Origin of the sequence: Streptomyces vilmorinianum (genome assembly GCF_005517195.1) — a bacterium.
Lineage (GTDB): Bacteria > Actinomycetota > Actinomycetes > Streptomycetales > Streptomycetaceae > Streptomyces > Streptomyces vilmorinianum.
This window is the reverse complement of sequence record NZ_CP040244.1, coordinates 305,310-327,125: the sequence shown is the minus strand read 5'-3', so window position 1 is coordinate 327,125 and position 21,816 is coordinate 305,310. Positions and strand designations below refer to the sequence as shown.

Genomic DNA, 21,816 nt, shown 5'->3' with positions numbered 1-21,816 from the left:
CCGTAACAACCTGTGGATCGCGCCGAATGCCGAACCGCGACTTCAAGAGCTCGCAGGCTCTGGCCTTCTGCCATGTCTGATCACGTCAACGTGGGCGTCACCGGAATGAACGGCTCCTTCCACCCCGGCGTGAATTGTGTCCGGTCCTCGTTCCCTCGGACCTGAGGGATCGTTTCCCCGGCGGTTCATCACATGATGTGGAGGTACACCGTTGTCCTTTGATTCGCGCTTCAGCGCAGAGGAGCGAGCCGCGTTCGCAGAGCTCGTGATCACCGGCCAGCAGACCACCAGGGAGATCGCCGACAAGCACGAGGTCTCGCGCAGCACCGTTCAGAGCTGGGTCGATCGATACCGCAAGGAGCGGGGCGTACCGACACCACCCCGAGGCGGCGGCGTGGACATGTCCGCCAAGGCAGTTGCCAAGTACGAGAAGCTGGAGAAGGCGAAGGCGGAGTCGGATCGCCGAGCGGAAGTGGCCGAGTCGCGCCTGGCGCAGGTGGAGGCACTGGCGGCGCGACAGAGCTCCGCCATCGAGGCACTCAAGGGAGCGCTTCGGCTGTTCATGAATCCGGATGAGTTCGGCGACGGCGCGTTGGCCTGAGCCCGATGAACGGACGACTACTGAAGCTGAACGTCCTCCGCGCGGTTCTCTCTCCGGTCACCAGCCTGCGCGCGGTCGCGCTCCGACTCGGGCACGGCGGACCGCTGACACATGACGAGGCGTGGCGCCAAGCAAGGCTTCGCACACATCCGGACGAGCTCCCCTACTGGCCACACGCTGGCGATATGGGACCGCAAGGGTGACCCTGGGTCGCCTCTCGAGGCGCACCCGCAGAGCACCGCTGGCGGGTGCGCCTCTCGCTGGTTCCTGCCCGCGGTCGACCCAGTAGCGGGGGTCACTGATCGGCGGAGTCCAGCAGGTACGACACGGTGGTGGGGAGTTTCGGCGAACGCCAAGCGCGTTGTCGGCCGGGGCCCTCCGCGCGCAACAACTCCGCGGCGACGCCGCCCCACGCCCACTCGCCAAGCCATGCCGCTGGTGCCGGTCGAAACCCGTCATGACGGCCCGTAGTGCGCGGGTACGACAACCGCCGTTCGCCCAGCGATCGCCTGATCATCCGTCCGGCATGTGGATCTCCCCACGAAGGATCAGTGGGCGGTACTGCTGACCAACAAGCTCTACTACACCCGCGGCCGCCAACCGCTGACCGACGTCCGCAACGCGTTCCGCGAGGTGGCGTTCGCCTAAGGCACCCGAGCGCCCTTCGCAGCCTGCGGATGATATATACCGAACGGGGGGCGCCGAGCTGGCCGCAGTCCGGCATGGCCACTGCGGCTATCGCCCTGGCATGTTCCCTGAGGGAACGCCGAATCCGTTCCGTTTCGGAACAGAAGGAACAGCCGGCCTCGCCCCAGCTCGTGATCTCCGTCGCCCACTTCAGGAAGCAGTCGGCGATGCCACCGTGCGTGTCGAGCGCTCGTGCGCATCAGACCCCAGTAGACCTCGCCTTCTCTCGCGGGGTGGCTCTCGTCGCCAGGAGGGCTGCCGTGAGGGAGCTTCCGCTCAGGGCGAGGAAGAGGGCGCCGTACCCGCCGAGCACACCGGCGAGAGCGGCTCCGGCCCAAGGGGCGAGGGCGGCGGCGATGGTGGCCGGGGCTGCGAGGAGGGCGGAGAGTCGGCCGTAGTGGGTGGTTCCCCAGCGGTCGGTGACGGCGGTGGCCTGGAGGAGGGTGAGGTTGCCGCGTACGACTCCGGCGAGGACGGAGAGCAGGACGAGGAGCGGGATCGGGCCCGGGACCAGCGCGAGGGCCGCGGTGGTGGCGCCGCCGAGGGCGATCAGGGCGGCGGTTCGGGTGGTTACGGTCGTGCGGGTAGCGAGGGCGGCGTAGAGGGTGCGGCCGAGGGTCTGGCCGGCGCCGCCGAGGCCGAGTGCCCACGCGGCGGTGGTCGGGCTCGCGCCGCGTTCTTCGAGGAGCGGTACGAGTCCGATGACGACGGCGTACATGGCGAAGCCGGAGAGGGTGAACGCGGTGGCGAGCAGGATGAAGGGCCTGCTGCGTGCGGTCCGGTCGCCTCCGGTCGGCTGGTCGGGGTGCTGGGTCTGCGGGGCAGGCGGCCAGGGGGCTCGGAGGGCGAGGGCGTGGGCGGGGAGGGTGATCGCGGCGAGGATGCCTGCGAGCACGAGGTAGGTGGCGCGCCAGTCAAGGTGTTCGGCGAGGGTGGCGGTGAGCGGGGCGAAGACGGTGGAGGCGAGGCCGCCCGCGAGGGTGACGATCGTGAGGGCCCGTACGCGGTCGGGACCCCACCATCGGGTGAGGGCGGCGAAGGCGGGCTGGTAGAAGGTGGCGGCCATCGCGATGCCGGTCAGGGCCCAGGCGGCGTAGAAGGCGGGGAGGTTGGGGGCCGTTGCCACGGCCAGTACGCCGATGACCGCAAGGGCGGATCCTCCGGTCATGACCAGGTGCGGGCCGCGCCGGTCCAGGATGCGGCCGATCGGTACGCCTGCGGCTGCCGAAACGAGGAGGGCCAGGGAGAACGCGCCCGTCGTGGCATCTGACGACCAGCCGGTGTCGGCCGTGATGCGGGAGATCAGGACAGGGAAGGCGTAGTAGACGATCCCCCAGCCGGTGATCTGTGTCAGGCAGAGGGCAGGTAGCGCGGCGCGGGGCCGCGACCGGACCCCCGTCCCGGTCGCGGCCCCGTCCGTGCGGGTGTCGAGGTCGGTCACGAGCCGCAGGAGGGCGCGGGGCTGGTGCTGCCGAGCTGGATCAGCGCGGGAGCGGGAGCACAGCAGCCGCCGCCGTCGGCGGCCGTGTCGGTGTCGGGCTGGTCGAAGAGGCCGGCGCCGCCGCAGACTCCGGTCTCGGGAAGGACGAGTTCGACGCGCTCGGCGGACTCGTGGTCGCCGGCGATCGCGGCGACGACGGAGCGGACCTGCTCGTAGCCGGTGAGGGCGAGGAACGTGGGCGCGCGGCCGTAGGACTTCATGCCGACCAGGTACACGCCCTGCTCCGGGTGCGAGAGCTCCTTCACGCCGTGCGGGTAGACGGTGCCGCAGGAGTGCTGGTTGGGGTCGATCAGTGGCGCCAGCTCGACCGGGGCCTGGAGGCGCTCGTCGAGGCCCAGGCGCAGCTCGTCGAGGAAGGACAGGTCGGGGCGGAAGCCAGTAAGGACGATGACCTCGTCGACCGGGTCGAGGCGGCGGCCGTCCTCCGCCACGAGGACGAGCTGGTCGCCGTCGCGCTCGATCGCCTCCGTACGGAAGCCGGTGACGGCGTCGGCGTGGCCCTCGTCGACGGCGGTCTTGGCGGCGAGGCCGAGGGCGCCGCGGGCGGGGAGCTGGTCGGCGGTGCCGCCGCCGAAGGTGGAGCCGGAGATGCCTCGGCGCAGGATCCATACCGCCTTGGCCCCCTCACCGTCCTCGGACTTGGCCAGGTCGGCGAGCGAGGCGAGCGCCGTGAAGGCGGAGGCGCCGGAGCCGATCACGGCGGTGCGCCTGCCCGCGTAACGGGCGCGGGCGGCCGGGTCCTTGAGGTCCGGGACGCGGTAGGTGACGCGGTCGGCAGCGGCCTTCTCGCCCAGGGCCGGCAGGCCGGAGGCGCCGGCCGGGCTCGGGGTGGTCCAGGTGCCGGAGGCGTCGATCACCGCGCGGGCGAACAGCCGCTCCTCGCGCCCGTCGGCGTACGTGACGTGGACGGCGAAGGGCTGGGTCTCGCGGTCGGCGTCGACGATCCGGTCGCGGCCGGCGCGGGAGACGCCGGCGACCCGGGCTCCGAGGCGGACCTTGTCGCCGAGGACGTCGGCGAGTGGCTGGAGGTACTTCTCCGCCCAGTCACCGCCGGTCGGATACGTCTTCGCGTCGGGCTTCACCCACCCGGTCGGCGCGAGGAGCTTCTCGGCGGCCGGGTCGGTGACTTCGCCCCAGGTGGAGAACAGCCGCACGTGCGCCCACTCACGCACCGCCGCACCCGCCTGCGCGCCGGCCTCCAGGACCAGCGGCTCCAGGCCCCGCTCGACGAGGTGGGAGGCGGCGGCCAGACCGGCCGGGCCGGCTCCGATGACCACGACGGGCAGCTGCTCGGTGGCGGTGGCGTTCATGACGAGTCCCCTTGTGTTTCGACGTCCGTCGATCTCTTGCGCCCTCAGCATGGCACCAGATATCGATAGACGTCAACATAGACATTCATCGAAACGGAGTGATGGTTCGTGGAGTACATCGATGTCGCCGTCATCGGGGGTGGGCAGTCGGGCCTCGCCACGGCGCACAGCCTTCTGCGCGTGGGGCTTCGACCTGTGATCCTGGAGGCATCCGAGCAGGCCGCCGGTTCGTGGCCGCGGTACTACGACAGCCTCACCCTGTTCTCGCCCGCCCGGTACAGCGCGCTGCCGGGGTTGCCGTTCGGTGGCGACCCGGACCGCTACCCGCACCGGGATGAGGTGGTGGCCTACCTGGTGCGGTACGCCGAGCGCCTGGATGCCGACATCCGCACCCGTAGCAGGGTCACGGCTGCACGTGCGGCCGGGGACGGCTTCGCGCTGGACCTCGAAGGCGGGCAGCGGCTGGGGGCTCGAGCGGTGGTGACGGCTAGCGGGGGCTTCGGTCGGCCGAACCGGCCCACCCTGCCCGGGCTCGACACCTTCGCCGGCGCGCTGCTGCACGTCTCGGAGTACCGAACCCCCGAGCCGCACGAGGGGCAGCGGGTCGTGGTCGTCGGCGCGGGGAACTCGGCCGTGCAGGTCGCCGCCGAGCTGGCACAGGTGGCGCGGGTGAGTCTGGCGAGCCGAGCGCCGGTGCGCTGGTTCCCGCAGCGGCCGCTCGGGCGGGACCTGCACTACTGGCTGACGGTCACCGGCCTGGATGCGGCACCGCTCGGCCGCTTCCAGCGGCGTCCGGCCACGATGGCAGTCATCGACGACGGCCGTTACCGCGCCTCCCTCGCCGCCGGCCGGCCGGACCGGCGCCCGATGTTCACGCGGGTCGACGGCCCGACGGTGACCTGGGACGACGGGACGAAGGAGGAGGTGGACGCCATCATCCTGGCCACCGGCTACCGGCCCGACCTCGGCTACCTCACCCCGCTCGGCATCCTCGACGGCTCAGGGCGTCCCCGACACCGGAACGGCGCCTCGCTCACCCACCCACACCTCGTCCACGTGGGGCTGGAGTGGCAGCGCAGCCTGTCGTCGGCGTCCTTGCGGGGCGTCGGCCGCGATGCCGAACGGGCCGCCCGCAGGATCGCCCGTCAGCTGCGCCGCTCATAGCCTCCCTGCCCTCCTGACTCCTGGTTCGACATGTGTCAACATAGACGCATGTCGAATGTCAAGGTGTTGCCGCTGCTCCAGCCGGAGGTCGAGCCGTGCTGCCCGCCGCTGACGGAGCGCCCGCTGACGGCGGACGAGGCCGAGCGGACAGCGAAGATGTTCAAGGCGCTCGGGGACCCGGTGCGCCTGCGGCTGTTCTCGGCGGTCGCCTCTCACGAAGGCGGCGAGGCGTGCGTGTGCGACATCTCCGATGTCGGCGTCTCGCAGCCCACGGTGTCCCATCACCTGAAGAAGCTGAAGGAGGCCGGGCTGCTCTCCTCCGAGCGGCGCGGCACCTGGGTGTACTACCGCGTCGAGCCCGCCGTGCTGGCGGCCATGGGGCAGCTGCTGACCAAGGCGGCTGCCGCGTGACCGCCTCCGCCCTGGTGGTGCCGCTCACCGCCGCGCACGCCGACGAAGTGATCGCGATCTACCAGGTCGGCATCGACGAGGGCAACGCCACCTTCGAGACCACAGCCCCCACCTGGGAGCAGTTCGACGCGGCAAAGCTGCCCGAACACCGGTTTGCCGCCGCCGACGAGACCGGACGGGTCCTCGGCTGGGTCGCCACCACCAAGGTCTCCGACCGGTGCGCGTACGAGGGCGTCGTTGAGCACTCCGTCTACGTCCACCCCGACGCCCGGGGCCAGGGTGTGGCCTCCGCCCTGCTGAAGGCGCTCATCGACTCCACCGAGGCGGCCGGGATCTGGACCATCCAGTCCGGCATTTTCCCGGAGAACGCCGCGAGCCTCGCTGTTCACGAGCGGGCAGGCTTCCGGGTGATCGGCACCCGCGAGCGCATCGGCCGCCACCACGGCGTGTGGCGGGACGTCGTGCTCGTCGAGCGGCGCAGTCCTGCCATCTCCTGATCCCCATGCCATGCGGGTTTCAGTGTCGGTGGGTGTGTGGATGATGGCGTGATGACTCTCGACATCGACTGGGCGCGCGGAGAGCTCGCCCACTTCCTTGAACTGACCGAGCTGTACCGGCCGCCCGACCCGCCAGGCGTGATGGTCCTCAGCAGCAGCCTCTCCAACAGGGGATCGCGCAGGGACATCGTTGCAAGCGCCCATGTTGTGGAGCAGATCCTCGACCGGGTGCTGCCGCGGTGGAAGACCGAGGTCCCGTCCGACCGCAACAAAACGGTCAACCGTTGGTGCCAGCACCGGGAGGCAGCACAGCGCGCCGACGCGGCACTCGAGCGGGATGCGGAGATTCGTGAGCGTCTGGGGGACGACGCTCCCCAGCTCAGTGCCGCGACGATGCATCCGTGGATCTGGCAGGGGGCACGGGCACTGTGGCAGAGCGGTCACTTCCGCGAAGCGGTCACCGCTGCGGCGAGGAAGGTCAACGCCGAGACACGGAACAAGGTGGGACGGCGGGACCTGAGCGAGACGAAGCTCTTCCAGAACGCCTTCTCCCTGACCGCCCCGAAGGACGGCGAGCACCGCCTTCGGCTGATGGAGGATGACGGCGGGGACACCTTCCGCAGCATCCATCGCGGTGCCATGGCCTTCGCCGAGGGCTGCTACGCCGGCATCCGCAATCCCAACAGCCACGAGGACGGCCTCCCAGAGCTGCCCGAGCATGAGGCCCTGGAGCAGCTGGCCGCGTTCAGCGTCCTGGCCCGATGGGTGGATACGGCCACGGTCGCGCAGGCCGAATAGCCCAGGTCTGCAACCTCAGCGCAGAAGCCCGGCAATCTGCCGGGCGGCGTCGCGGGCGGGACGGCCGACGCCGATGAGGGTGGCCGAAGCGGGGCCGGTCCAGTCGCCGTAGCCGAGGAGGTGGAGTCGGGGCTCGCCGGTCGCCCGGGTGCCGGTCGTGGGGATGTGGCCGCGAAGGCCGCGCAGGCCGAGTGGCGCGAGGTGGGAGAGGGCGGGGCGGAAGCCCGTGCACCAGATGATCGCGTCGGCCTCCGCCGTCAAACCGTCGGACCAGGCGACCCCGGTCGGAGTGAGCCGGTCGAACATCGGCTGGGCCTTGAGCAGGCCCGCATCGCGTGCTGCGCGGACGGGCGGAACGGCGACGATGTCGCCCAGCGAGGCGACGCCGCCAGTGTCGGTGCGGCCATCGTCGAGGGCGCGGCGGCGGGCGGTGGCGTGGTCGAAGAGGGCGCGGCCGTCGATGTCGTCGGCGAGGTAGCGGGGTTCGCGCAGGGTGACCCAGGTCAGGTCGGAGCCGTACGCGAGGTCGGCGGCGATCTGGGCTCCGGAATTGCCGCCCCCGACCACGATCACCTTCCGCCCGGTGAAGTCGGAGGGACTGCGGTACTCGACCGTGTCGAGCTGGGCGCCCCAGAACTCCGTACGACCCGGCACTGCGGGGACGAAGGGGCGTGACCAGGTGCCGGTCGCACTCACCACCGCCTGGGTACGCCACGTACCGGAGTCGGTCTCGACGCGCAGGAGTTCGCCGTCGCGGTGGACGCCGGTCACGCGGACGGGTCGGTGGACCGGGAGGTCGTACCGCTGCTCGTAATCGCTCAGGTACGAGACGACGTGGGCGGCGTCCGGGTAGGTCTCGCCGGGCTGCGGGGGCATGAGGCGGCCGGGCAGGGAGGAGTACGCGGCCGGGGAGAACAGGTGCAGGGAGTCCCAAGTGTGCCGCCAGGCACCGCCCGGTGTGAGCTGCGCGTCGAGGATGACGAAGTCCAGGCCCAGGCGGCGCAGGTGATAGCCGGCGGCGAGCCCGGACTGGCCGCCGCCGATCACCACCACATCCACAGCCTGGGTCACTCCGTGTCCGTCCTGCCGCGCATGAAGATCACGGCGACCAGGGCCAGGCCCACGACGGCGCCGATCAGCTGCATGGCGATGAAGCCGGGGACGGAGGCCGGGGCGATGCCCGCGAAGGTGTCGGTGAAGGCGCGGCCGATCGTCACCGCCGGGTTGGCGAAGGAGGTGGAGGAGGTGAACCAGTAGGCGGCGCCGATGTACGAGGCGACGGCGACTGGCGCGAAGCGGAGCCGGTCGGTGCGGGCCAGGCCGAAGATCAGCAGGATCAGGCCGGCGGTCGCCACCACCTCGCCGAGGAGCAGGTTGCCCGCCGAGCGGTCGTGCGTCGACCACTTCACCAGCGGCTCGCCGAACATCGCGTCCGCGAGCACCGCGCCGAGGATCCCGCCGACGATCTGCGACGGGACGTAGACGGCGAGCTCGCGGGCGTTCACGCCGGCACCGCCCCGGCGGGCGGTCCACCACTCCGCCAGGCTGACCACCGGGTTGAAGTGCGCGCCGGACACCGGGCCGAGGAGGGCTATCAGCACGCCGAGGCCGAAGACGGTGGCCGTGGAGTTGGCGAGGAGCTGCAGAGCGACGTCGTCGGTGAGCTGGGTCGCCTGGATGCCGGAGCCGACGACGATCGCCACCAGCGCCGCGGTACCCACGAGCTCGGCAGCGGCTCGGGCGGCGAGCGGGGTACGGGGCGGGGTCGCGCCGGGGGCGGGCTGCGGCGACAGGTCGGTGGCTATGGCGTCGCTCGCGGCGGGCTCGGTGGCGGTCACGGGCGGGTACTCCTCGGCAGGTGAGGCACGGGGGCAGGGGCTACTACGGGCAGGAACGCTTGAAGTTCGCCTCGGCGGTCAGGCGCGCGGTCTGGGCGAGAGCGGTGAACTGGCCGGCGAGCTGCTCGATGACATCCGGCTTGAGGCGGTAGTAGGTGAACCGGCCGCAGGGCTCCGTCTCGACGACCCCGGCTTCGCGCAGGACTCTCAGGTGGTTGGAGAGGTTGGTCTGCTTGGCACCGGTCTCCTCCACGAGGTGGGTGGTGCACAGCGTCTCGCGGGCGAGCAGGGTCACGATCTGGAGGCGCAGGGGATCGCCCAGCACCCGGATCAGATCAGCATCGACTGACGTCATCATGTGCTGATACTCTCACATCACCCGGAGCTGATACCAGCCTGGGCTGACCTCTTTGAACCCAGGGGGTTCTCACCATGGCCGCGTCCTCGTACCCGGTCCTTCCCGACGAACGTCTCGCGGCCGGTGTCGCCCGCCTTGCCGTACGCCACCGCGGCCGGTTCTCCCCGGAGACGGTGCAGCGGTTGATCGCGGACTCCTACCAGCGGCTCGCCGCGAACGCGCACGTCCGCACCCACCTCGTGGTGCTCGCGGAGCGGTTCGCCGCTGAGCGCCTGGACGCACTCGCGCACGTCGAGAACCCGGCCGCGGGCGACGGTCGGCCGCGGGTGCTGTTCGTGTGCAGCCACAACGCCGGCCGCTCCCAGATGGCCGCGGCCCTGCTCGCCCACCGGGCCGGGGACGGCGTGATCGCCTCCTCCGCGGGCACCCACCCGGCCGGCGCCGTCGAGCCGCACGTCGTCCAAGCGCTCACCGAGGCCGGCGTCGCACTCGACGAGGTCTACCCCAAGCCGCTGACCGACGAGGTCGTCCGGGCCGCCGACATCGTGATCACCATGGGCTGCGGCGACGCCTGCCCCGTCTTCCCCGGCCACCGCTACCTGGACTGGCCGGTCCCCGACCCCGACGGCGCCCCGATCACCGTCGTGCGCGAGATCCGCGATGCCCTCGACGCCCGGATCACCGACCTGCTGGACACCCTGCCGTCCGGCTCCTGAACCTTTCCGTCCCCCGCACCACTGCTGCTCCCGAGGAAGAACCGATGACTGCTCCGCTCGCCTCCGTGCTGTTCGTCTGCGTCCACAACGCCGGCCGCTCCCAGATGGCCGCCGGTTTCCTGCGCCACCTGGCCGGCGACCGTGTCGAGGTCCGCTCCGCGGGCTCTCTCCCCGGCGACCAGGTCAACCCCTCCGCCGTGGCCGCCATGGCCGAGCTGGGCATCGACATCTCCGACCAGAAGCCGAAGGTCCTCACCCCCGAGGCCGCCCAGGCGTCCGACTACATCATCACCATGGGCTGCGGCGACGCCTGCCCCGTCTTCCCCGGCAAGACCTACCTCGACTGGCAGCTGGAGGACCCCGCCGGACAGGGCGTCGAGGCCGTCCGCCCCATCCGCGACGAGATCAGGACCCTCATCGAGGGCCTCATCGCCGACATCGACGCCAAGAAGGCGTGACCGGCGTGAGCGACATCGACCAGACCGACGGCATACGCGACGTCGTCATCATCGGCTCCGGCCCCGCCGGGTACACCGCCGCCCTCTACACCGCCCGTGCTCAGCTCAAGCCCCTGCTGTTCGGCAGCTCGATCTTCATCGGCGGCTCGCTCACCACGACCACCGAGGTCGAGAACTTCCCCGGCTTCCCGCAGGGCATCGACGGCCCGGACCTGATGGAGAACATGCGGGCCCAGGCCGTGAGGTTCGGCGCCGAGATGATCGACGACGACGTCGTCGAGGTCGACCTTACTGGCGACGTCAAGCTGCTGACCGACTCCGCCGGCACCATCCACCGCGCCAAGGCCGTGATCATCGCCACCGGCTCCGGCTACCGCAAGCTCGGCCTCCCCAAGGAGCAGGAGCTGTCCGGGCGCGGCGTGTCCTGGTGCGCCACCTGCGACGGCTTCTTCTTCCGCGACCGCGACATCGTCGTGGTCGGCGGCGGCGACACCGCCATGGAAGAAGCCACCTTCCTCACCCGCTTCGCCCGCTCGGTCACCGTCGTCCACCGCCGCTCCACCTTGCGCGCCTCCAAGGCCATGCAGAACCGGGCCTTCGCCGACGACAAGATCTCCTTCGCCTTCGACAGCGAGATCGCGGAGATCAAGTCCGAGAGCGGCATGCTCGCCGGTGTCGTCCTCCGCGACGTCATCACCGGCAAGACCCGCGACCTCGACGCCACCGGCCTGTTCATCGCCATCGGCCACGACCCGCGCACCGAACTCTTCACCGGCCAGATCGACCTCGACGACGAGGGCTACATCAAGGTCGAGTCCCCCTCGACGCGCACGAACCTCCCCGGCGTCTTCGCCGCCGGCGACGTCGTCGACCACACCTACCGCCAGGCCATCACCGCCGCCGCCAGCGGCTGCCAGGCAGCCCTCGACACCGAACGCCATCTGGCAGCACTGGCGCACAAGACTGCCGCGTCGGTCACCGTCTGAAGCGCTGCGAGCAGCCGTGCCCCATCCGTCCCCTTCATGGCGGCGAGCAGTGGTCGACGCGGATATCTTCTGCGAAGCCCCAGGTCAGAGACCTGGGGCTTCGTCATCGTCCAGACCTGTCCGGGCCTGCCGCGCGCGGGCACGTGGCCGTGGGGTGCCGCGAATGCTCCCGTCGTCCATGTTCGTCGCCTGGGTAAAGTAACCGTCAAACCGCCACCCGTACGTGGGCTTCTCGCGTGCCCTCGTCGACACCGCAGGGAGTTCCGTCGTGCCCACTCGGAGGATGAGCAGTACGCCGCTGCCCGGGATAGGGGTCCGCTACGACCTCACCACGCGTGAACAGCGGCGGCTCTCGGTGGTCGCGCGTCGTGACGGGGGGCGGGTGCTCAACGCGTACCACCGGGACGATCCGGACGAGTGCGCGCTGTCGGTGAAGCTGACCTCCGGTGAGGCGGAGGCGCTGATCGACGCGCTGATGCCCTCGCACCACAGCCCGAACCTGCTGTCGACCACGGATCTCGGTCTGGTGGCGGAGCGCGTCGAGCTGTCCTCGACCTCGTACTGGAACGGGCGGCTGCTCGGCGAGACCCGGATGCGGACGGAGACCGGGGTGTCGATCGTCGCGGTGCTGCGCCGGTCCGGCGCGGTGCCCTCTCCGGGGCCGGAGTTCCGGCTGGCCGGCGGTGACGTCCTCATCGTGATCGGCACCCGTGAGGGTGCGGAGGCGGCTGCCTCGATCCTGGGCCGGGAGTGAGCGCGTGCACTCCTCCGCCCTCTTCCTGATCGAGTTCGGTGCGATCATCCTCGGCCTGGGGCTCCTCGGCCGTTTCGCCGGACGGTTCCGGTTCTCCCCGATACCCCTCTACCTGCTGGCCGGGCTCGCCTTCGGCGAGGGCGGTCTGCTGCCCCTGGGCGCGAGCGAGGAGTTCGTCGCCATCGGCGCCGAGATCGGCGTCATCCTGCTGCTGCTGATGCTGGGTCTGGAGTACACGGCCAGCGACCTGGTCACCAACCTCAAGACCCAGTACCCGGCCGGCCTGGTCGACTTCGCCCTCAACGCCCTGCCCGGCGCGGCGATGGCCCTGCTCCTCGGCTGGGGTCCGGTCGCCGCCGTGGTCCTGGCGGGCGTCACCTGGATCTCGTCCTCCGGCGTCATCGCCAAGGTGATGGGTGACCTCGGCCGTCTCGGCAACCGCGAGACCCCGGTCGTCCTGAGCATCCTGGTCCTCGAAGACCTCGCCATGGCCGTGTACCTGCCGATCATCACCGCCCTGCTCGCCGGGGTGAGCCTGGCCGCCGGAAGCATCACCCTCGCCATCGCCCTCGGCGTCGCGGGCTTGGTGCTGTTCCTCGCCGTCCGGTTCGGGCGGGTCATCTCCCGGTTCGTCTCCAGCGACGACCCCGAGAAGCTTCTCCTGGTCGTCCTCGGGCTCACCCTCCTCGTGGCGGGCATCGCCCAGCAGCTCCAGGTCTCCGCCGCCGTCGGCGCGTTCCTCGTCGGCATCGCCCTCTCCGGGGAGGTCGCCGAGGGAGCGCACAACCTGCTGAGCCCGCTGCGGGACCTGTTCGCCGCCGTCTTCTTCGTCTTCTTCGGGCTGCACACCGACCCCGCCAGCATCCCGCCGGTGATCCTGCCCGCCCTCGCGCTGGCCGTGGTCACCGCCGGAACGAAGATCGCCACCGGCTACTGGGCCGCGCGACGTGCCGGGATCTCCGTCAAGGGCCGCTGGCGGGCGGGAGGCACGCTGGTCGCCCGTGGCGAGTTCTCCATCGTGATCGCGGGTCTCGCCGTCACCGCGGGCATCGAACCGGCCCTCGGGCCGCTGGCCACCGCGTACGTGCTCGTCCTGGTGATCGTGGGCCCGCTCACCGCCCGCTACACCGAACCGATCGCCATGCGGCTGACCGCACGCCGCCGGAACAAGGGCCCCGCCCCCGCCCCGGCGGCCGGGACTCTGCCGGAGAGCCTGGAGCCGGTCGACGACGGCACGGTCACCAGGGGGTGACCGACGACGGCCGGGCGGCGATCACCAGCTTCGACACGCTCGTAAGGCTCGCCGTCCTGGCCGTCTACCTCAGCGGAGTCGTCGGCATCGCCGGGAACCTGCCCCAGGGGCTACTCCGGAACACCGACTGGCGGCGGGAACACCGAACAAGACCCCCGGCGCCGCCGAGGCGGCCTCTGAAGCTCACGTGCACGCGGGTCACGGCGGAGGAGGCGCGCCCTCTCGTGCCTCGGTCACCGGCCCCGGCCGGACGGGCAGGACTCCGGCGAAGCGGGTGAGGAGGGGGCCGGCGATGGCGAGGAGGAAGACGTACGCCGTCACCAGCGGGCCCAGCGTGCTGTGCGTGGTCCCGACAAGGCCGACGATGACGAGGGAGAACTCGCCGCGGGCGATCAGCGCGGTGCCGGCGCGCCACTGCCCGCGCCGGCCCACCCCGTCACGGAAGGCCGCGTACCGGCCGACGATCACCTTCGTGACGAGGGTGACGGCCGCGAGCGCGAGCGCGGCGGGCAGCACGGGCAGCAGGTCGGCGGGGTCGACGGACAGGCCGATCGCCAGGAAAAACACGGCGGCGAACAGGTCCCGCAGGGGGCTGAGCACAGCCCGGGTACGGGTCGCGGTCTCCCCCGTCAGGGCCAGCCCGACGAGGAAGGCGCCGACGGCCGCCGAGGCGTGGACGAACTCGGCCAGCGCAGCGACGATCAGGGTGAGGCCGAGGACGCGCAGCAGCAGCTGCTCGGCGTCGGGGTGTGCGACAAGGCGACCGAGGTGATGCCCCCACCGGTAAGAGACGGTGAAGGCGACCAGGACCGCGCCGACCGCGACAAGAACACCCAGGACCGCCTGCCACCACACGCCCCCGGAGGCCAGGACCGCGAGCACGGGCAGGTAGAAGGCCATGGCAAGGTCTTCGAGGACCAGCACCGACAGGACCGCCGGCGTCTCCCGGTTGCCCAGCCGGTGCAGATCGGACAGCAGACGGGCCACGATGCCCGACGAGGAGATGTACGTGGCACCCGCCAGGGCGAGCACTCCGACGCCATCCAGGCCGAGCAGCCACCCGGCCACCGCCCCCGGAGCGGCGTTCAGCACCACATCCACCACGGCCGAGGACACGTGCCGCCGCAGCCCGACCGCGAACTCCTGCAGCGAGAACTCCAGCCCCAGCACCAGGAGCAGCAGAATGACCCCGATGGCGGCGCCGGCCCCGACGAACTCGCCCGCGGCCGGGACCGGGGCGATACCGCCCTCCCCCACGGCCAGGCCCGTGAGCAGATAAAGAGGGATCGGCGAAAGGGTGAAGCGCCGCGCCAGCGCCCCCAGCACGCTCAGGGCGGCCAGGATGACGCCCAGCTCCAGCAGCAGGGCGACCGGCGTCTCCACGGCCCTCAGCCCCGGATGATCTGTTCCACGCCCGCGATGCCCTCGTGCGTACCGATCACCACCAGGACGTCACCTCCCCGCAGGACCGTCCTCGGCGTGGGCGACGCGATCACCTCCTCGCCCCGCACCACCGCCACGACCGACGCCCCGGTCAGCGTCCGCGCCCGCGTATCCCCCAGCGGCCTGCCGTCGAACGCGCTGCCCGCCCGCACCTCGACCTGCCCCGACGCCAGGCCCGGCACCTCCTTGGTCAGGTCCGCGAACCGCTCCGCGATCCGCGGGGCGCCCAGGATCTCCGCGACCGCGTCGGCCTCCTCGTCGTTGAGCTCGAACACCGACCGGCCCTCGTCCGGATCGTCCGTCCCGTAGACGACCACCTCGAAGTCCCCCGTGCGCCGGGCCACCACACCGATCCGGTCGCCCCGGTGGTTGGTGAACTCGTAACGCAGGCCCACGCCGGGCAGCAGCACCTCGGTGACATCCATCCACCCATCGTCCGGTGACCCTCCAGGCACGGCACGGTGGAGGGGCCGTGCGGGTACACCCGCAACCGACGGCCAGTACGAGCATCCCTGGCGTCGGCGATGCGTCTGCAAACGGTCGGCCACAGTGAGCGTGGCTGCTCGTACTCAAGCCCTTGGGAGAGATCTGGGAGACGATCTTCTCCCAGCCTCCTCGTCAGACCGACGCAGCCTCGCCCGTACCAATCCTCTGACCTGCACTGTTGCCAAAATAGCCAGGCCACGAGCCCTGCCGGACCTCATTCGGGACGAAGAGGTCGTGGGTTCAAATCCCGCCACCCCGACAGCTGAAAGACCAGGTCAGGGGCCTGATCCGCGAAAGCGGGTCAGGCCCCTGAATGGTTTCCGGGGGCTTTGCGGCCGGCTCCGCGCGCCCCCCGCGCGCGGGGAGGGGCTGAGCAACCGCGCCCTGGGGTCCGCGTGTTCGCCCTGTGGGCGCGCGGGGCGCCGGCCTAAGGGCTGGGGGGTTCCGGGGGGCGGGCTTCCAGGACGGCGAGTGTGGCGGTGCGCAGGCATGTCGCCGCCTCTTGGACCGTCAGCCGGCCCGCGGCGGCCTCGTCGCCCGCGGCGTGGGACAGGGCGGTGACCGCGGCCACCAGCCAGGTGGCGGGCGGGGTGGGGGCGAACTCGCCTGTCGACTGGCCGTTTTCGATCAGGCGTGTCAGGCGGGCGATGACCGGCTCGTGCCGGGTGCGGTCGGCTTCGGCGCTGCCGAGCTGGAGCAGTACCGGGTGGCGCTCGAACAGGCGCCAGCCGATGTCCTGGAGCCGTAGCAACGAGCCCAGAGCGGACTCCTCGGCCGCTTCCGCCTCGTCCATCGCGGCCATGGCGTCGTCCGTGATCCGGTCGGCCACGGCCTCCAGCAGAGCGTCCCGGGTGCCGAAGTGCGCGTAGACGGTCTGGCGGGTGACGCCGGCCGCGGTGGCGATCGCGGCCATGCCGGCGTCGGGCCGCTCGGCGAGCAGGCGGACCGCGGCGTCCAGTACGGCGGCCCTGCTCCGTTCGGCGTCGGCCCGGCGGCGAGGGCGAACGCGGGACGGGCCGCCCGGGCTCTCGGAAGCAGACAACTCTTACACCCTTGTCAAGGTTGACTGGGCCTGTATATCTTACAGGCATGTAAGCGATCGTATCTCGTCCGGCTGGAGCGTCATGAAGCCTCTCGAAGCGAAGCCGCCCGAGCGGTTCGTCACCGACTTCTTCACCACCTTCACCGAGGCCGTCGTCCGCGGCGAGGAGGACCCCGCCGAGCTGATGGCCAGGTACTACACCCGTGACGTCGTCCAGATCGCCGACGGCGTCCGGCTCGACTGGGACCGGCTCGTCGCCCATCTCCGTCCCGTACGCAGGAACCTGATCGCCTTCCGCTTCGAGGTGCATGAGGCGCTCGCCGCCGGCCACCGGATCGCGGCCCGGTTCACGATCCACGCCCGGATGCGCAAGGGCGGGCCGGTCACCACGCGGGTCCACATGTTCGCGGAGTTCACCCCCGACGGCCTGCTGCGACGAGCCGAACAGCTCACCCGTGCCGTCGGCGCGCCCTGAGACGACCGACAGGGCACACACCCTGAACCGGGCATAGCCTGAAAATGTCCCGAGTCCTCCGATCGATGGGAGACGTCATGACATTCGTGCAGGTCATCGACTGCAAGACGAGCAGGGCCGATGAGTTGAACCACTTGATGGACGCCTGGGTCGAGGCGACTCAGGGCAAGCGGACGGCCACCCACTCGATCGTGGGGCGGGACCGCGCCGACTCCACGCACGTGGTGGAGATCGTGGAGTTCCCCTCGTACGAGGAGGCGATGAAGAACTCGCACCTGCCGGAGACCGACCGGATCTTCCGGGAGATGGTGGCCCTGTGCGACGGGGAGCCGTCGTTCACGGACCTCGACGTCATGCGGGACGAGCAGCTCAACAAGATCGTGGTCCGGAGCTTCTTCGAGGACGTGGTCAACGCGAGGAACATCGACGCCGTGGACGCGATGTGTACCGACGACTACCGGGAGCACGACCCGTCCCTGTCGTCGTACGACATGGGGCTCGCGCAGGCCAAGATCGAGAACCGGGAGATCCTGGAGGCGTTCGAGCCGATGGCGACCATCGAGGGCATGGTGGCCGAGGGCGACATGGTGTGCGCGCGGCTGTCCTTCAAGGGGCGTCACGTCGGTGCGTACCAGGGCATGGAGGCCACCGGCCGGGAGGTCTCGGGAACCGGGCACGCGACCTTCCGCTGCAAGGGCGGCAAGCTCGCGGAGAGCTGGTGGAACTTCGACGACCTCGGTCTGATGCAACAGCTCGGCGCGATAGAGGCCTGATCGACCGTCAGGCGCCTCGATGGCCGGAGGTCGTGGCCGGGGAGTGGATCCAGCGGCTCTACTCTTGAACGGCATCGGATGCCGGACGGCGGAGTACGGCGACGCGTGCTTCTCCTCGGGTTGACCGATCGTCGAAAGGCTGGGTCTCAGGTGCTGGTCGCGGACCGATATCGGCTCCACATATGTGTCGGCCGTGGCGGCATGGGCGAGGTGTGGCAGGCCACCGACGAGGTGCTCGGGCGTGCCGTGGCCGTGAAGTTGATGCTGGGTCACGGCACCGACCCCTCGGCGGCCGAGCGGTTCCGGCTGGAGGCGCAGACCGCGGCGCGGCTGAGTCATCCGCATGTCGTGGGCGTCTTCGACTTCGGGACGTGGGACGGAAAGCTGTTCCTCGTCATGGAGTTGGTCGACGGGGCCAGCCTCGCCGGTGACCCGGGGTCGCCGCCGGTGCTTCCCCCGGACCAGGTCGCCGTGGTGGCCGCCCATGCCGCCGCGGGGCTCGCCGCCGCGCACCGGGAGGGTGTGGTGCACCGGGACATCAAGCCCGGGAACCTGCTGCGCGACGCGGACGGGACGGTGAAGCTCGCGGACTTCGGGATCGCCCGGTTCGTCGACGATCCCTCGGCCGGGCTCACCACGACCGGGCAGATCGTCGGCACGGGCCTCTACCTCGCCCCCGAGCGGGCTCTCGGCCGGCCCGCGTCGCCGGCCTCCGACGTGTACTCGCTCGGCTGCGTGCTGTACCAACTGCTGACGGGGCGGCCTCCGTTCCAGGGCGACACCGCCACATCGCTGCTCTACCAGCACATCGACACCCCGCCCGCTCCGCCCCGGCAGCTCGGGGTGGGGCTGCCCGCCGCGTTCGAGGCGTACCTCCTCATGCTGCTGGCGAAGGAGCCGGAGCAGCGGCCTCCCGCGCAGGCGATCGCGGACTGGTTCGCCTCCGGTGCCTGGCGCGGCCACCCGCAGCCGAAGCCGCAGCCGCAGGCCCAGCCCCAGCCGCAGCCGCACGCCCGGCCTCACCGCCAGCCGCGTCCCCAGGCAGCCCAGCCGCGTCCGCAATCCCGGCCGTCGCGCGCGCCCCAGTCCCCGCCCCCGCCCCCGCCCCGGCGTCAGGCGCGCCGGAGCGAGAGCGGGCTCGCGGCCCTCTCCCGGCGCCGCCCCAGGAAGACGGCCGCCGTCGCCGGCGGCATCGCCTTCGTGGTATTCCTGCTCATCGGCATGGCCTGGCTGTCCTAGGCATCGAGGGCCTGAGCATGCGCAGGCCTCGTCGTGCTCGCGGCCGACCGGGTGGGGAGCGAGCTCGCGCTCCACGACCCCGCCGAGGTCGGCCGGCGCGCCGCCGCACGCGCGCTGGTGCACGACACGTAGGCGCTGGGCATGCGCCACCCCTGGCTCGTCCCGGCCATCAGCTCGTACTTCGTCCACGGCCCCGGCATGGCCCGCTTCCAGGGCCGGGAGCTCGACTGGGCCGTGAACTCCGCCTTCACGTCCGTGACCGGCACCCTGCTCGTCGACGCGACCGAGGCCACGGTCCCGCCACCGCCCAGGTCCCCCCGGGGCAAGGGCCCCGCCTGGCCGGCGAGAAGTCCGAGTTCGGGGTCGAGGCCATCCGCGACGGCCTCGAAGCGCGGCTCGGCGCTCCCGACCGCCGTCACTGAGGCCGGCCGGCCCACCGATCGGGGCGGGTGCCTGACCCGATCGGGGTCCGCCGGGTGGCCCGCCGGACCGCGGTCCGTTCCCCTGGGGACATGCACCCCCTCCAGACAGCCGCCGTCGAGGCGGCGACCGCCGTCCCCGCCGAAGTCGTCGCCGACTCCGGCCCGTCCGCCCTCGCCCTGGGCCTCGGCGCCGCCGCGCTCGCGGGCGCCATCGGCACCGCCGTCGTCCGCAGCCGCCTCTCGAAGACGGTCGACGGATCACCCACGCAGGCACGCCGAGCAGGATCGGCGTCCGACAGACCCCGGGGTTGACCGCCATCGCGTGCGACTCGGGCAGCTTCTCGCCCGGGCCACGCGCGCGGTGAGCGACGCGTACACCTCCCGCCCCCGCCCGCTCGCGAACAGCAGCAGCAGGGTCGCGCCTAACCCGCCTGCTGCTCGGCCTCGTGCGCCAGCGCGTACAGCCCGCGCCGCGCCCCCTCCTCGTACGCCCGGCGCAGCTCCGGGTCCATCAGCGCGCCGCGCAGCGCCCGGTCGCCGCGCTCCCGGGCCGGGGCGCAGAACGGCGCCGGCGCCGGCCCTGCGCATCCACAAGCTGGGCGCGCAGGTCCTGGGCCCCGACGGCCGCCGCGTCCACCACGTCCGCCCGGACATCTGGCCCGCGGGGCGGTAGCGCCCCCGGTACCCCGTCCCAAAGGAGCGCGCGCCCGGGAAGTTATCCACAGGCTGCGGACGACGGGAACGGATTGTCGGCGGACCGGAGCATCATGGGGGCCATGACCGATGACAACAAGATCACCGACATTCCCGCCTGGGAGCAGCGGTTCCGGGCCGCCCGTGTGTCCCTGCCCGAGTGGGCCGAGGAGGCGCCCGACCGTTCGCTGTTCGTGTCCAACGCGACGGGGACGTACGAGCTGTACGCCTGGGACCGGGCGAGCGGCGGACAGCGGCAGGTCACGGACCGGCCGAACGGGACGACGGACGGCACGCTGTCCCCGGACGGCCGGTGGATCTGGTGGTTCTCGGACAAGGACGGGGACGAGTTCGGGGTGTGGATGCGCCAGCCGTTCGACGGCGGCGCGGACGAGCCCGCGGTGCCCGGGCTCGCGCCCTCGTACCCGGCGGGGCTCGCGATCGGGCGGGACGGCACGCTGGTCGTCGGCTGCTCGACGGACGAGGAGGGCTCGACGATCCATCTCGTACGGGACGGGGCGGCCCCGGTCGAGATCTACCGGCACCGGGAGTCCGCCGGGGTCGGCGACCTCTCGCACGACTCCACGCTGATCGCGATCGAACACACCGAGCACGGCGACGCCATGCACTCGGCCCTGCGGGTGCTGCGGGCGGCGGACGCCTCGGTGGTGGCCGAGCTGGACGACTCCAAGGGCGGCACGGAGGAGCTGGGCCTGGCGGTGCTGGGCTTCGCCCCCGTGGACGGTGACACCCGGCTGCTCGTCGGCCACCAGCGGAGGGGCCGCTGGGAGCCGCTGCTGTGGGACGTGGCGACGGGCGAGGAGACCGATCTGCGCCTCGAGCTGCCGGGCGACGTGTCGGCGGAGTGGTACGCGGACGGCACGGGCCTGCTGATCGTGCACAGCTTCGAGGCGCGCAGCGAGCTGTGGCGGTACGACATCGCGACGGGCGCGCTGGTGCGGGTGGAGACCCCGGCCGGGTCGGTGTCCGACGCCACGGCCCGCCCGGACGGCAGCGTGGAGTACCTGTGGTCCTCGGCCGCCCAGCCGCCGGTGGTGCGTTCGACGGCGGGCGGGGTCGTCCTCGACCCGCCGGGCCTGCGGGCGCCCGGTTCGGTGCCGGTGGAGGACGTGTGGGTGGAGGGGCCCGGCGGCCGTATCCACGCCCTCGTGCAGCGGCCCGCGGAGGGCGAGGGGCCGTTCCCCACGATCTTCGAGGTGCACGGCGGACCGGCCTGGCACGACAGCGACGCGTTCGCCTCGGGCCCGGCGGCCTGGCTCGACCACGGCTACGCGGTGGTCCGGGTCAACTACCGCGGTTCTACCGGCTACGGCCGGGAGTGGACGGACGCGCTCAAGCACCGGGTCGGCCTGATCGAGCTGGAGGACGTGGCCGCGGTGCGTGAGTGGGCCGTGGCCTCCGGTCTCGCCGACCCGGCGAAGCTGGTCCTGTCGGGCGGCTCGTGGGGCGGCTATCTGACGCTGCTCGGGCTCGGCACGCAGCCCGACGCCTGGTCGGTGGGGCTGGCCGCCGTCCCGGTCGCGGACTACGTGACGGCGTACGAGGACGAGATGGAGGCCCTGAAGGCGCTGGACCGGACGCTCTTCGGCGGCTCGCCGGAGGAGGTGCCGGACCGGTTCGAGGTCTCGTCGCCGCTGACGTACGTCGACAAGGTCACGGCGCCGGTCTACATCTCGGCGGGCGTCAACGACCCGCGCTGCCCGATCCGCCAGATCGACAACTATGTGGACCGGCTCGCCGCCCGGGGCGCGGTCCACGAGGTGTACCGGTACGACGCGGGGCACGGCTCCCTGGTGGTGGAGGAGCGGATCAAGCAGGTCCGCCTGGAGCTGGCCTTCGCCGCGCGTCACCTGGGGACCCGGCCGGTCGGGGGGTGAGGCGGCTGCGTACC

23 protein-coding genes and 1 pseudogene are annotated in these 21,816 nt (G+C 71.7%); 16 read left to right on the top strand and 8 right to left on the bottom strand.

Going from position 1 to position 21,816, the window contains the following annotated elements:
- Nucleotides 1-211 precede the first annotated feature (211 nt).
- Both FDM97_RS01675 and FDM97_RS01670 read left to right on the top strand, forming a co-directional pair.
- Nucleotides 212-601 carry a helix-turn-helix domain-containing protein gene (locus FDM97_RS01675; protein ID WP_137988495.1) on the top strand — a complete coding sequence of 130 codons (390 nt, stop codon included), beginning with the start codon at nucleotides 212-214 and terminating at the stop codon, nucleotides 599-601.
- Between the two features lie 520 nt (nucleotides 602-1,121).
- Nucleotides 1,122-1,249: pseudogene (locus FDM97_RS01670) on the top strand (serine hydrolase domain-containing protein); the annotation flags it as partial.
- Nucleotides 1,250-1,487: 238 nt separating this feature from the next.
- On the opposite strand, the gene FDM97_RS01665 reads toward FDM97_RS01670, so the two are convergent.
- Entirely contained in the window at nucleotides 1,488-2,729 is a 1,242-nt protein-coding gene (locus tag FDM97_RS01665) for an MFS transporter (RefSeq protein WP_137988494.1), read from the bottom strand.
- Nucleotides 2,726-4,099, bottom strand: a complete 1,374-nt coding sequence (locus FDM97_RS01660) for an NAD(P)-binding domain-containing protein (protein ID WP_137988493.1) — start codon at nucleotides 4,097-4,099, stop codon at nucleotides 2,726-2,728. The genes FDM97_RS01665 and FDM97_RS01660 overlap by 4 nt, the downstream gene beginning before the upstream one ends.
- Nucleotides 4,100-4,207: 108 nt before the next feature.
- Here FDM97_RS01660 and FDM97_RS01655 point away from each other — a divergent pair, with 108 nt between their 5' ends.
- Genes FDM97_RS01655 through FDM97_RS01640 form a run of 4 tightly spaced genes read left to right on the top strand, consistent with a single transcriptional unit; the run spans nucleotide 4,208 to nucleotide 6,969 of the window.
- On the top strand, nucleotides 4,208-5,263 hold the full coding sequence (locus FDM97_RS01655; RefSeq protein WP_137988492.1) for a flavin-containing monooxygenase: 1,056 nt from the start codon (nucleotides 4,208-4,210) through the stop codon (nucleotides 5,261-5,263).
- Nucleotides 5,264-5,311: 48 nt separating this feature from the next.
- Nucleotides 5,312-5,674 (top strand): ArsR/SmtB family transcription factor, encoded by a 363-nt coding sequence (locus tag FDM97_RS01650; protein ID WP_137988491.1) that lies wholly within the window; start codon nucleotides 5,312-5,314, stop codon nucleotides 5,672-5,674.
- Complete coding sequence (locus FDM97_RS01645) at nucleotides 5,671-6,171, top strand: GNAT family N-acetyltransferase (protein WP_137988490.1); 501 nt, start codon at nucleotides 5,671-5,673, stop codon at nucleotides 6,169-6,171. Before FDM97_RS01650 ends, FDM97_RS01645 begins: the two co-directional genes overlap by 4 nt.
- 51 nt (nucleotides 6,172-6,222) lie before the next feature.
- Nucleotides 6,223-6,969 carry a TIGR02391 family protein gene (locus tag FDM97_RS01640; RefSeq protein ID WP_137988489.1) on the top strand — a complete coding sequence of 249 codons (747 nt, stop codon included), beginning with the start codon at nucleotides 6,223-6,225 and terminating at the stop codon, nucleotides 6,967-6,969.
- A gap of 15 nt (nucleotides 6,970-6,984) precedes the next feature.
- Here FDM97_RS01640 and FDM97_RS01635 read toward each other — a convergent pair whose 3' ends face one another.
- The 3 genes from FDM97_RS01635 to FDM97_RS01625 are packed head-to-tail and all read right to left on the bottom strand — an operon-like array spanning nucleotide 6,985 to nucleotide 9,165.
- Nucleotides 6,985-8,040 carry an ArsO family NAD(P)H-dependent flavin-containing monooxygenase gene (locus tag FDM97_RS01635; RefSeq protein WP_137988488.1) on the bottom strand — a complete coding sequence of 352 codons (1,056 nt, stop codon included), beginning with the start codon at nucleotides 8,038-8,040 and terminating at the stop codon, nucleotides 6,985-6,987.
- Nucleotides 8,037-8,807: an aquaporin gene (locus FDM97_RS01630; RefSeq protein ID WP_137988487.1), complete on the bottom strand. Its 771-nt coding sequence runs from the start codon at nucleotides 8,805-8,807 to the stop codon at nucleotides 8,037-8,039. Before FDM97_RS01630 ends, FDM97_RS01635 begins: the two co-directional genes overlap by 4 nt.
- A 43-nt stretch (nucleotides 8,808-8,850) precedes the next feature.
- Entirely contained in the window at nucleotides 8,851-9,165 is a 315-nt protein-coding gene (locus FDM97_RS01625) for an ArsR/SmtB family transcription factor (RefSeq protein WP_137988486.1), read from the bottom strand.
- Between the two features lie 74 nt (nucleotides 9,166-9,239).
- Here FDM97_RS01625 and FDM97_RS01620 point away from each other — a divergent pair, with 74 nt between their 5' ends.
- The 5 genes from FDM97_RS01620 (at nucleotide 9,240) to FDM97_RS01600 (ending at nucleotide 13,331) form a co-directional block, all read left to right on the top strand.
- Complete coding sequence (locus FDM97_RS01620; protein ID WP_137988485.1) at nucleotides 9,240-9,881, top strand: arsenate reductase ArsC; 642 nt, start codon at nucleotides 9,240-9,242, stop codon at nucleotides 9,879-9,881.
- A gap of 44 nt (nucleotides 9,882-9,925) precedes the next feature.
- Nucleotides 9,926-10,339: an arsenate reductase ArsC gene (locus FDM97_RS01615; RefSeq protein ID WP_137988484.1), complete on the top strand. Its 414-nt coding sequence runs from the start codon at nucleotides 9,926-9,928 to the stop codon at nucleotides 10,337-10,339.
- A gap of 14 nt (nucleotides 10,340-10,353) precedes the next feature.
- Entirely contained in the window at nucleotides 10,354-11,325 is a 972-nt protein-coding gene (trxB, locus tag FDM97_RS01610) for a thioredoxin-disulfide reductase (RefSeq protein ID WP_137994595.1), read from the top strand.
- 283 nt (nucleotides 11,326-11,608) lie between these two features.
- Nucleotides 11,609-12,079, top strand: a complete 471-nt coding sequence (locus tag FDM97_RS01605) for a cation:proton antiporter regulatory subunit (protein WP_137988483.1) — start codon at nucleotides 11,609-11,611, stop codon at nucleotides 12,077-12,079.
- Nucleotides 12,080-12,083: 4 nt separating this feature from the next.
- Nucleotides 12,084-13,331 (top strand): cation:proton antiporter, encoded by a 1,248-nt coding sequence (locus FDM97_RS01600; RefSeq protein WP_137988482.1) that lies wholly within the window; start codon nucleotides 12,084-12,086, stop codon nucleotides 13,329-13,331.
- A 198-nt stretch (nucleotides 13,332-13,529) separates the two neighbouring features.
- Here FDM97_RS01600 and FDM97_RS01595 read toward each other — a convergent pair whose 3' ends face one another.
- The 3 genes from FDM97_RS01595 to FDM97_RS01585 form a co-directional block, all read right to left on the bottom strand.
- Entirely contained in the window at nucleotides 13,530-14,714 is a 1,185-nt protein-coding gene (locus tag FDM97_RS01595) for a cation:proton antiporter (RefSeq protein WP_137988481.1), read from the bottom strand.
- Between the two features lie 5 nt (nucleotides 14,715-14,719).
- A complete protein-coding gene (locus FDM97_RS01590) occupies nucleotides 14,720-15,199 on the bottom strand; it encodes a cation:proton antiporter regulatory subunit (protein WP_137988480.1) in 480 nt (159 codons plus the stop codon).
- A gap of 488 nt (nucleotides 15,200-15,687) precedes the next feature.
- Nucleotides 15,688-16,302 carry a TetR/AcrR family transcriptional regulator gene (locus FDM97_RS01585; RefSeq protein ID WP_254705457.1) on the bottom strand — a complete coding sequence of 205 codons (615 nt, stop codon included), beginning with the start codon at nucleotides 16,300-16,302 and terminating at the stop codon, nucleotides 15,688-15,690.
- Nucleotides 16,303-16,384: 82 nt separating this feature from the next.
- On the opposite strand from FDM97_RS01585, the gene FDM97_RS01580 reads away from it, so the two are divergent.
- From FDM97_RS01580 to FDM97_RS01560, 5 genes are all read left to right on the top strand, one after another.
- The gene (locus FDM97_RS01580; protein WP_137988479.1) at nucleotides 16,385-16,777 is read left to right on the top strand and encodes a nuclear transport factor 2 family protein; all 393 of its coding nucleotides are present in this window, start codon (nucleotides 16,385-16,387) and stop codon (nucleotides 16,775-16,777) included.
- 77 nt (nucleotides 16,778-16,854) lie between these two features.
- The gene (locus FDM97_RS01575; RefSeq protein ID WP_137988478.1) at nucleotides 16,855-17,550 is read left to right on the top strand and encodes an ester cyclase; all 696 of its coding nucleotides are present in this window, start codon (nucleotides 16,855-16,857) and stop codon (nucleotides 17,548-17,550) included.
- Nucleotides 17,551-17,700: 150 nt separating this feature from the next.
- Nucleotides 17,701-18,789, top strand: coding sequence for a serine/threonine-protein kinase (locus tag FDM97_RS01570; RefSeq protein ID WP_175439003.1), 1,089 nt, complete (start codon nucleotides 17,701-17,703; stop codon nucleotides 18,787-18,789).
- Between the two features lie 512 nt (nucleotides 18,790-19,301).
- Nucleotides 19,302-19,523, top strand: a complete 222-nt coding sequence (locus FDM97_RS01565; RefSeq protein ID WP_137988476.1) for a hypothetical protein — start codon at nucleotides 19,302-19,304, stop codon at nucleotides 19,521-19,523.
- A 455-nt stretch (nucleotides 19,524-19,978) separates the two neighbouring features.
- A complete protein-coding gene (locus FDM97_RS01560; RefSeq protein ID WP_137988475.1) occupies nucleotides 19,979-21,802 on the top strand; it encodes a S9 family peptidase in 1,824 nt (607 codons plus the stop codon).
- Nucleotides 21,803-21,816 lie beyond the last annotated feature (14 nt).

What these genes read in the sequence shown, in the direction of transcription:
- FDM97_RS01575 (WP_137988478.1), top strand. Translation starts at nt 16,855, where the DNA reads ATGACATTCGTGCAGGTCATCGACTGCAAGACGAGCAGGGCCGATGAG.
- FDM97_RS01580 (WP_137988479.1), top strand. Translation starts at nt 16,385, where the DNA reads ATGAAGCCTCTCGAAGCGAAGCCGCCCGAGCGGTTCGTCACCGACTTC.
- FDM97_RS01605 (WP_137988483.1), top strand. Translation starts at nt 11,609, where the DNA reads ATGAGCAGTACGCCGCTGCCCGGGATAGGGGTCCGCTACGACCTCACC.
- FDM97_RS01660 (WP_137988493.1), bottom strand. Translation starts at nt 4,099, where the DNA reads ATGAACGCCACCGCCACCGAGCAGCTGCCCGTCGTGGTCATCGGAGCC.
- FDM97_RS01650 (WP_137988491.1), top strand. Translation starts at nt 5,312, where the DNA reads ATGTCGAATGTCAAGGTGTTGCCGCTGCTCCAGCCGGAGGTCGAGCCG.
- FDM97_RS01615 (WP_137988484.1), top strand. Translation starts at nt 9,926, where the DNA reads ATGACTGCTCCGCTCGCCTCCGTGCTGTTCGTCTGCGTCCACAACGCC.
- FDM97_RS01565 (WP_137988476.1), top strand. Translation starts at nt 19,302, where the DNA reads ATGCACCCCCTCCAGACAGCCGCCGTCGAGGCGGCGACCGCCGTCCCC.
- FDM97_RS01620 (WP_137988485.1), top strand. Translation starts at nt 9,240, where the DNA reads ATGGCCGCGTCCTCGTACCCGGTCCTTCCCGACGAACGTCTCGCGGCC.
- FDM97_RS01640 (WP_137988489.1), top strand. Translation starts at nt 6,223, where the DNA reads ATGACTCTCGACATCGACTGGGCGCGCGGAGAGCTCGCCCACTTCCTT.
- FDM97_RS01560 (WP_137988475.1), top strand. Translation starts at nt 19,979, where the DNA reads ATGGGGGCCATGACCGATGACAACAAGATCACCGACATTCCCGCCTGG.
- FDM97_RS01625 (WP_137988486.1), bottom strand. Translation starts at nt 9,165, where the DNA reads ATGATGACGTCAGTCGATGCTGATCTGATCCGGGTGCTGGGCGATCCC.
- FDM97_RS01590 (WP_137988480.1), bottom strand. Translation starts at nt 15,199, where the DNA reads ATGGATGTCACCGAGGTGCTGCTGCCCGGCGTGGGCCTGCGTTACGAG.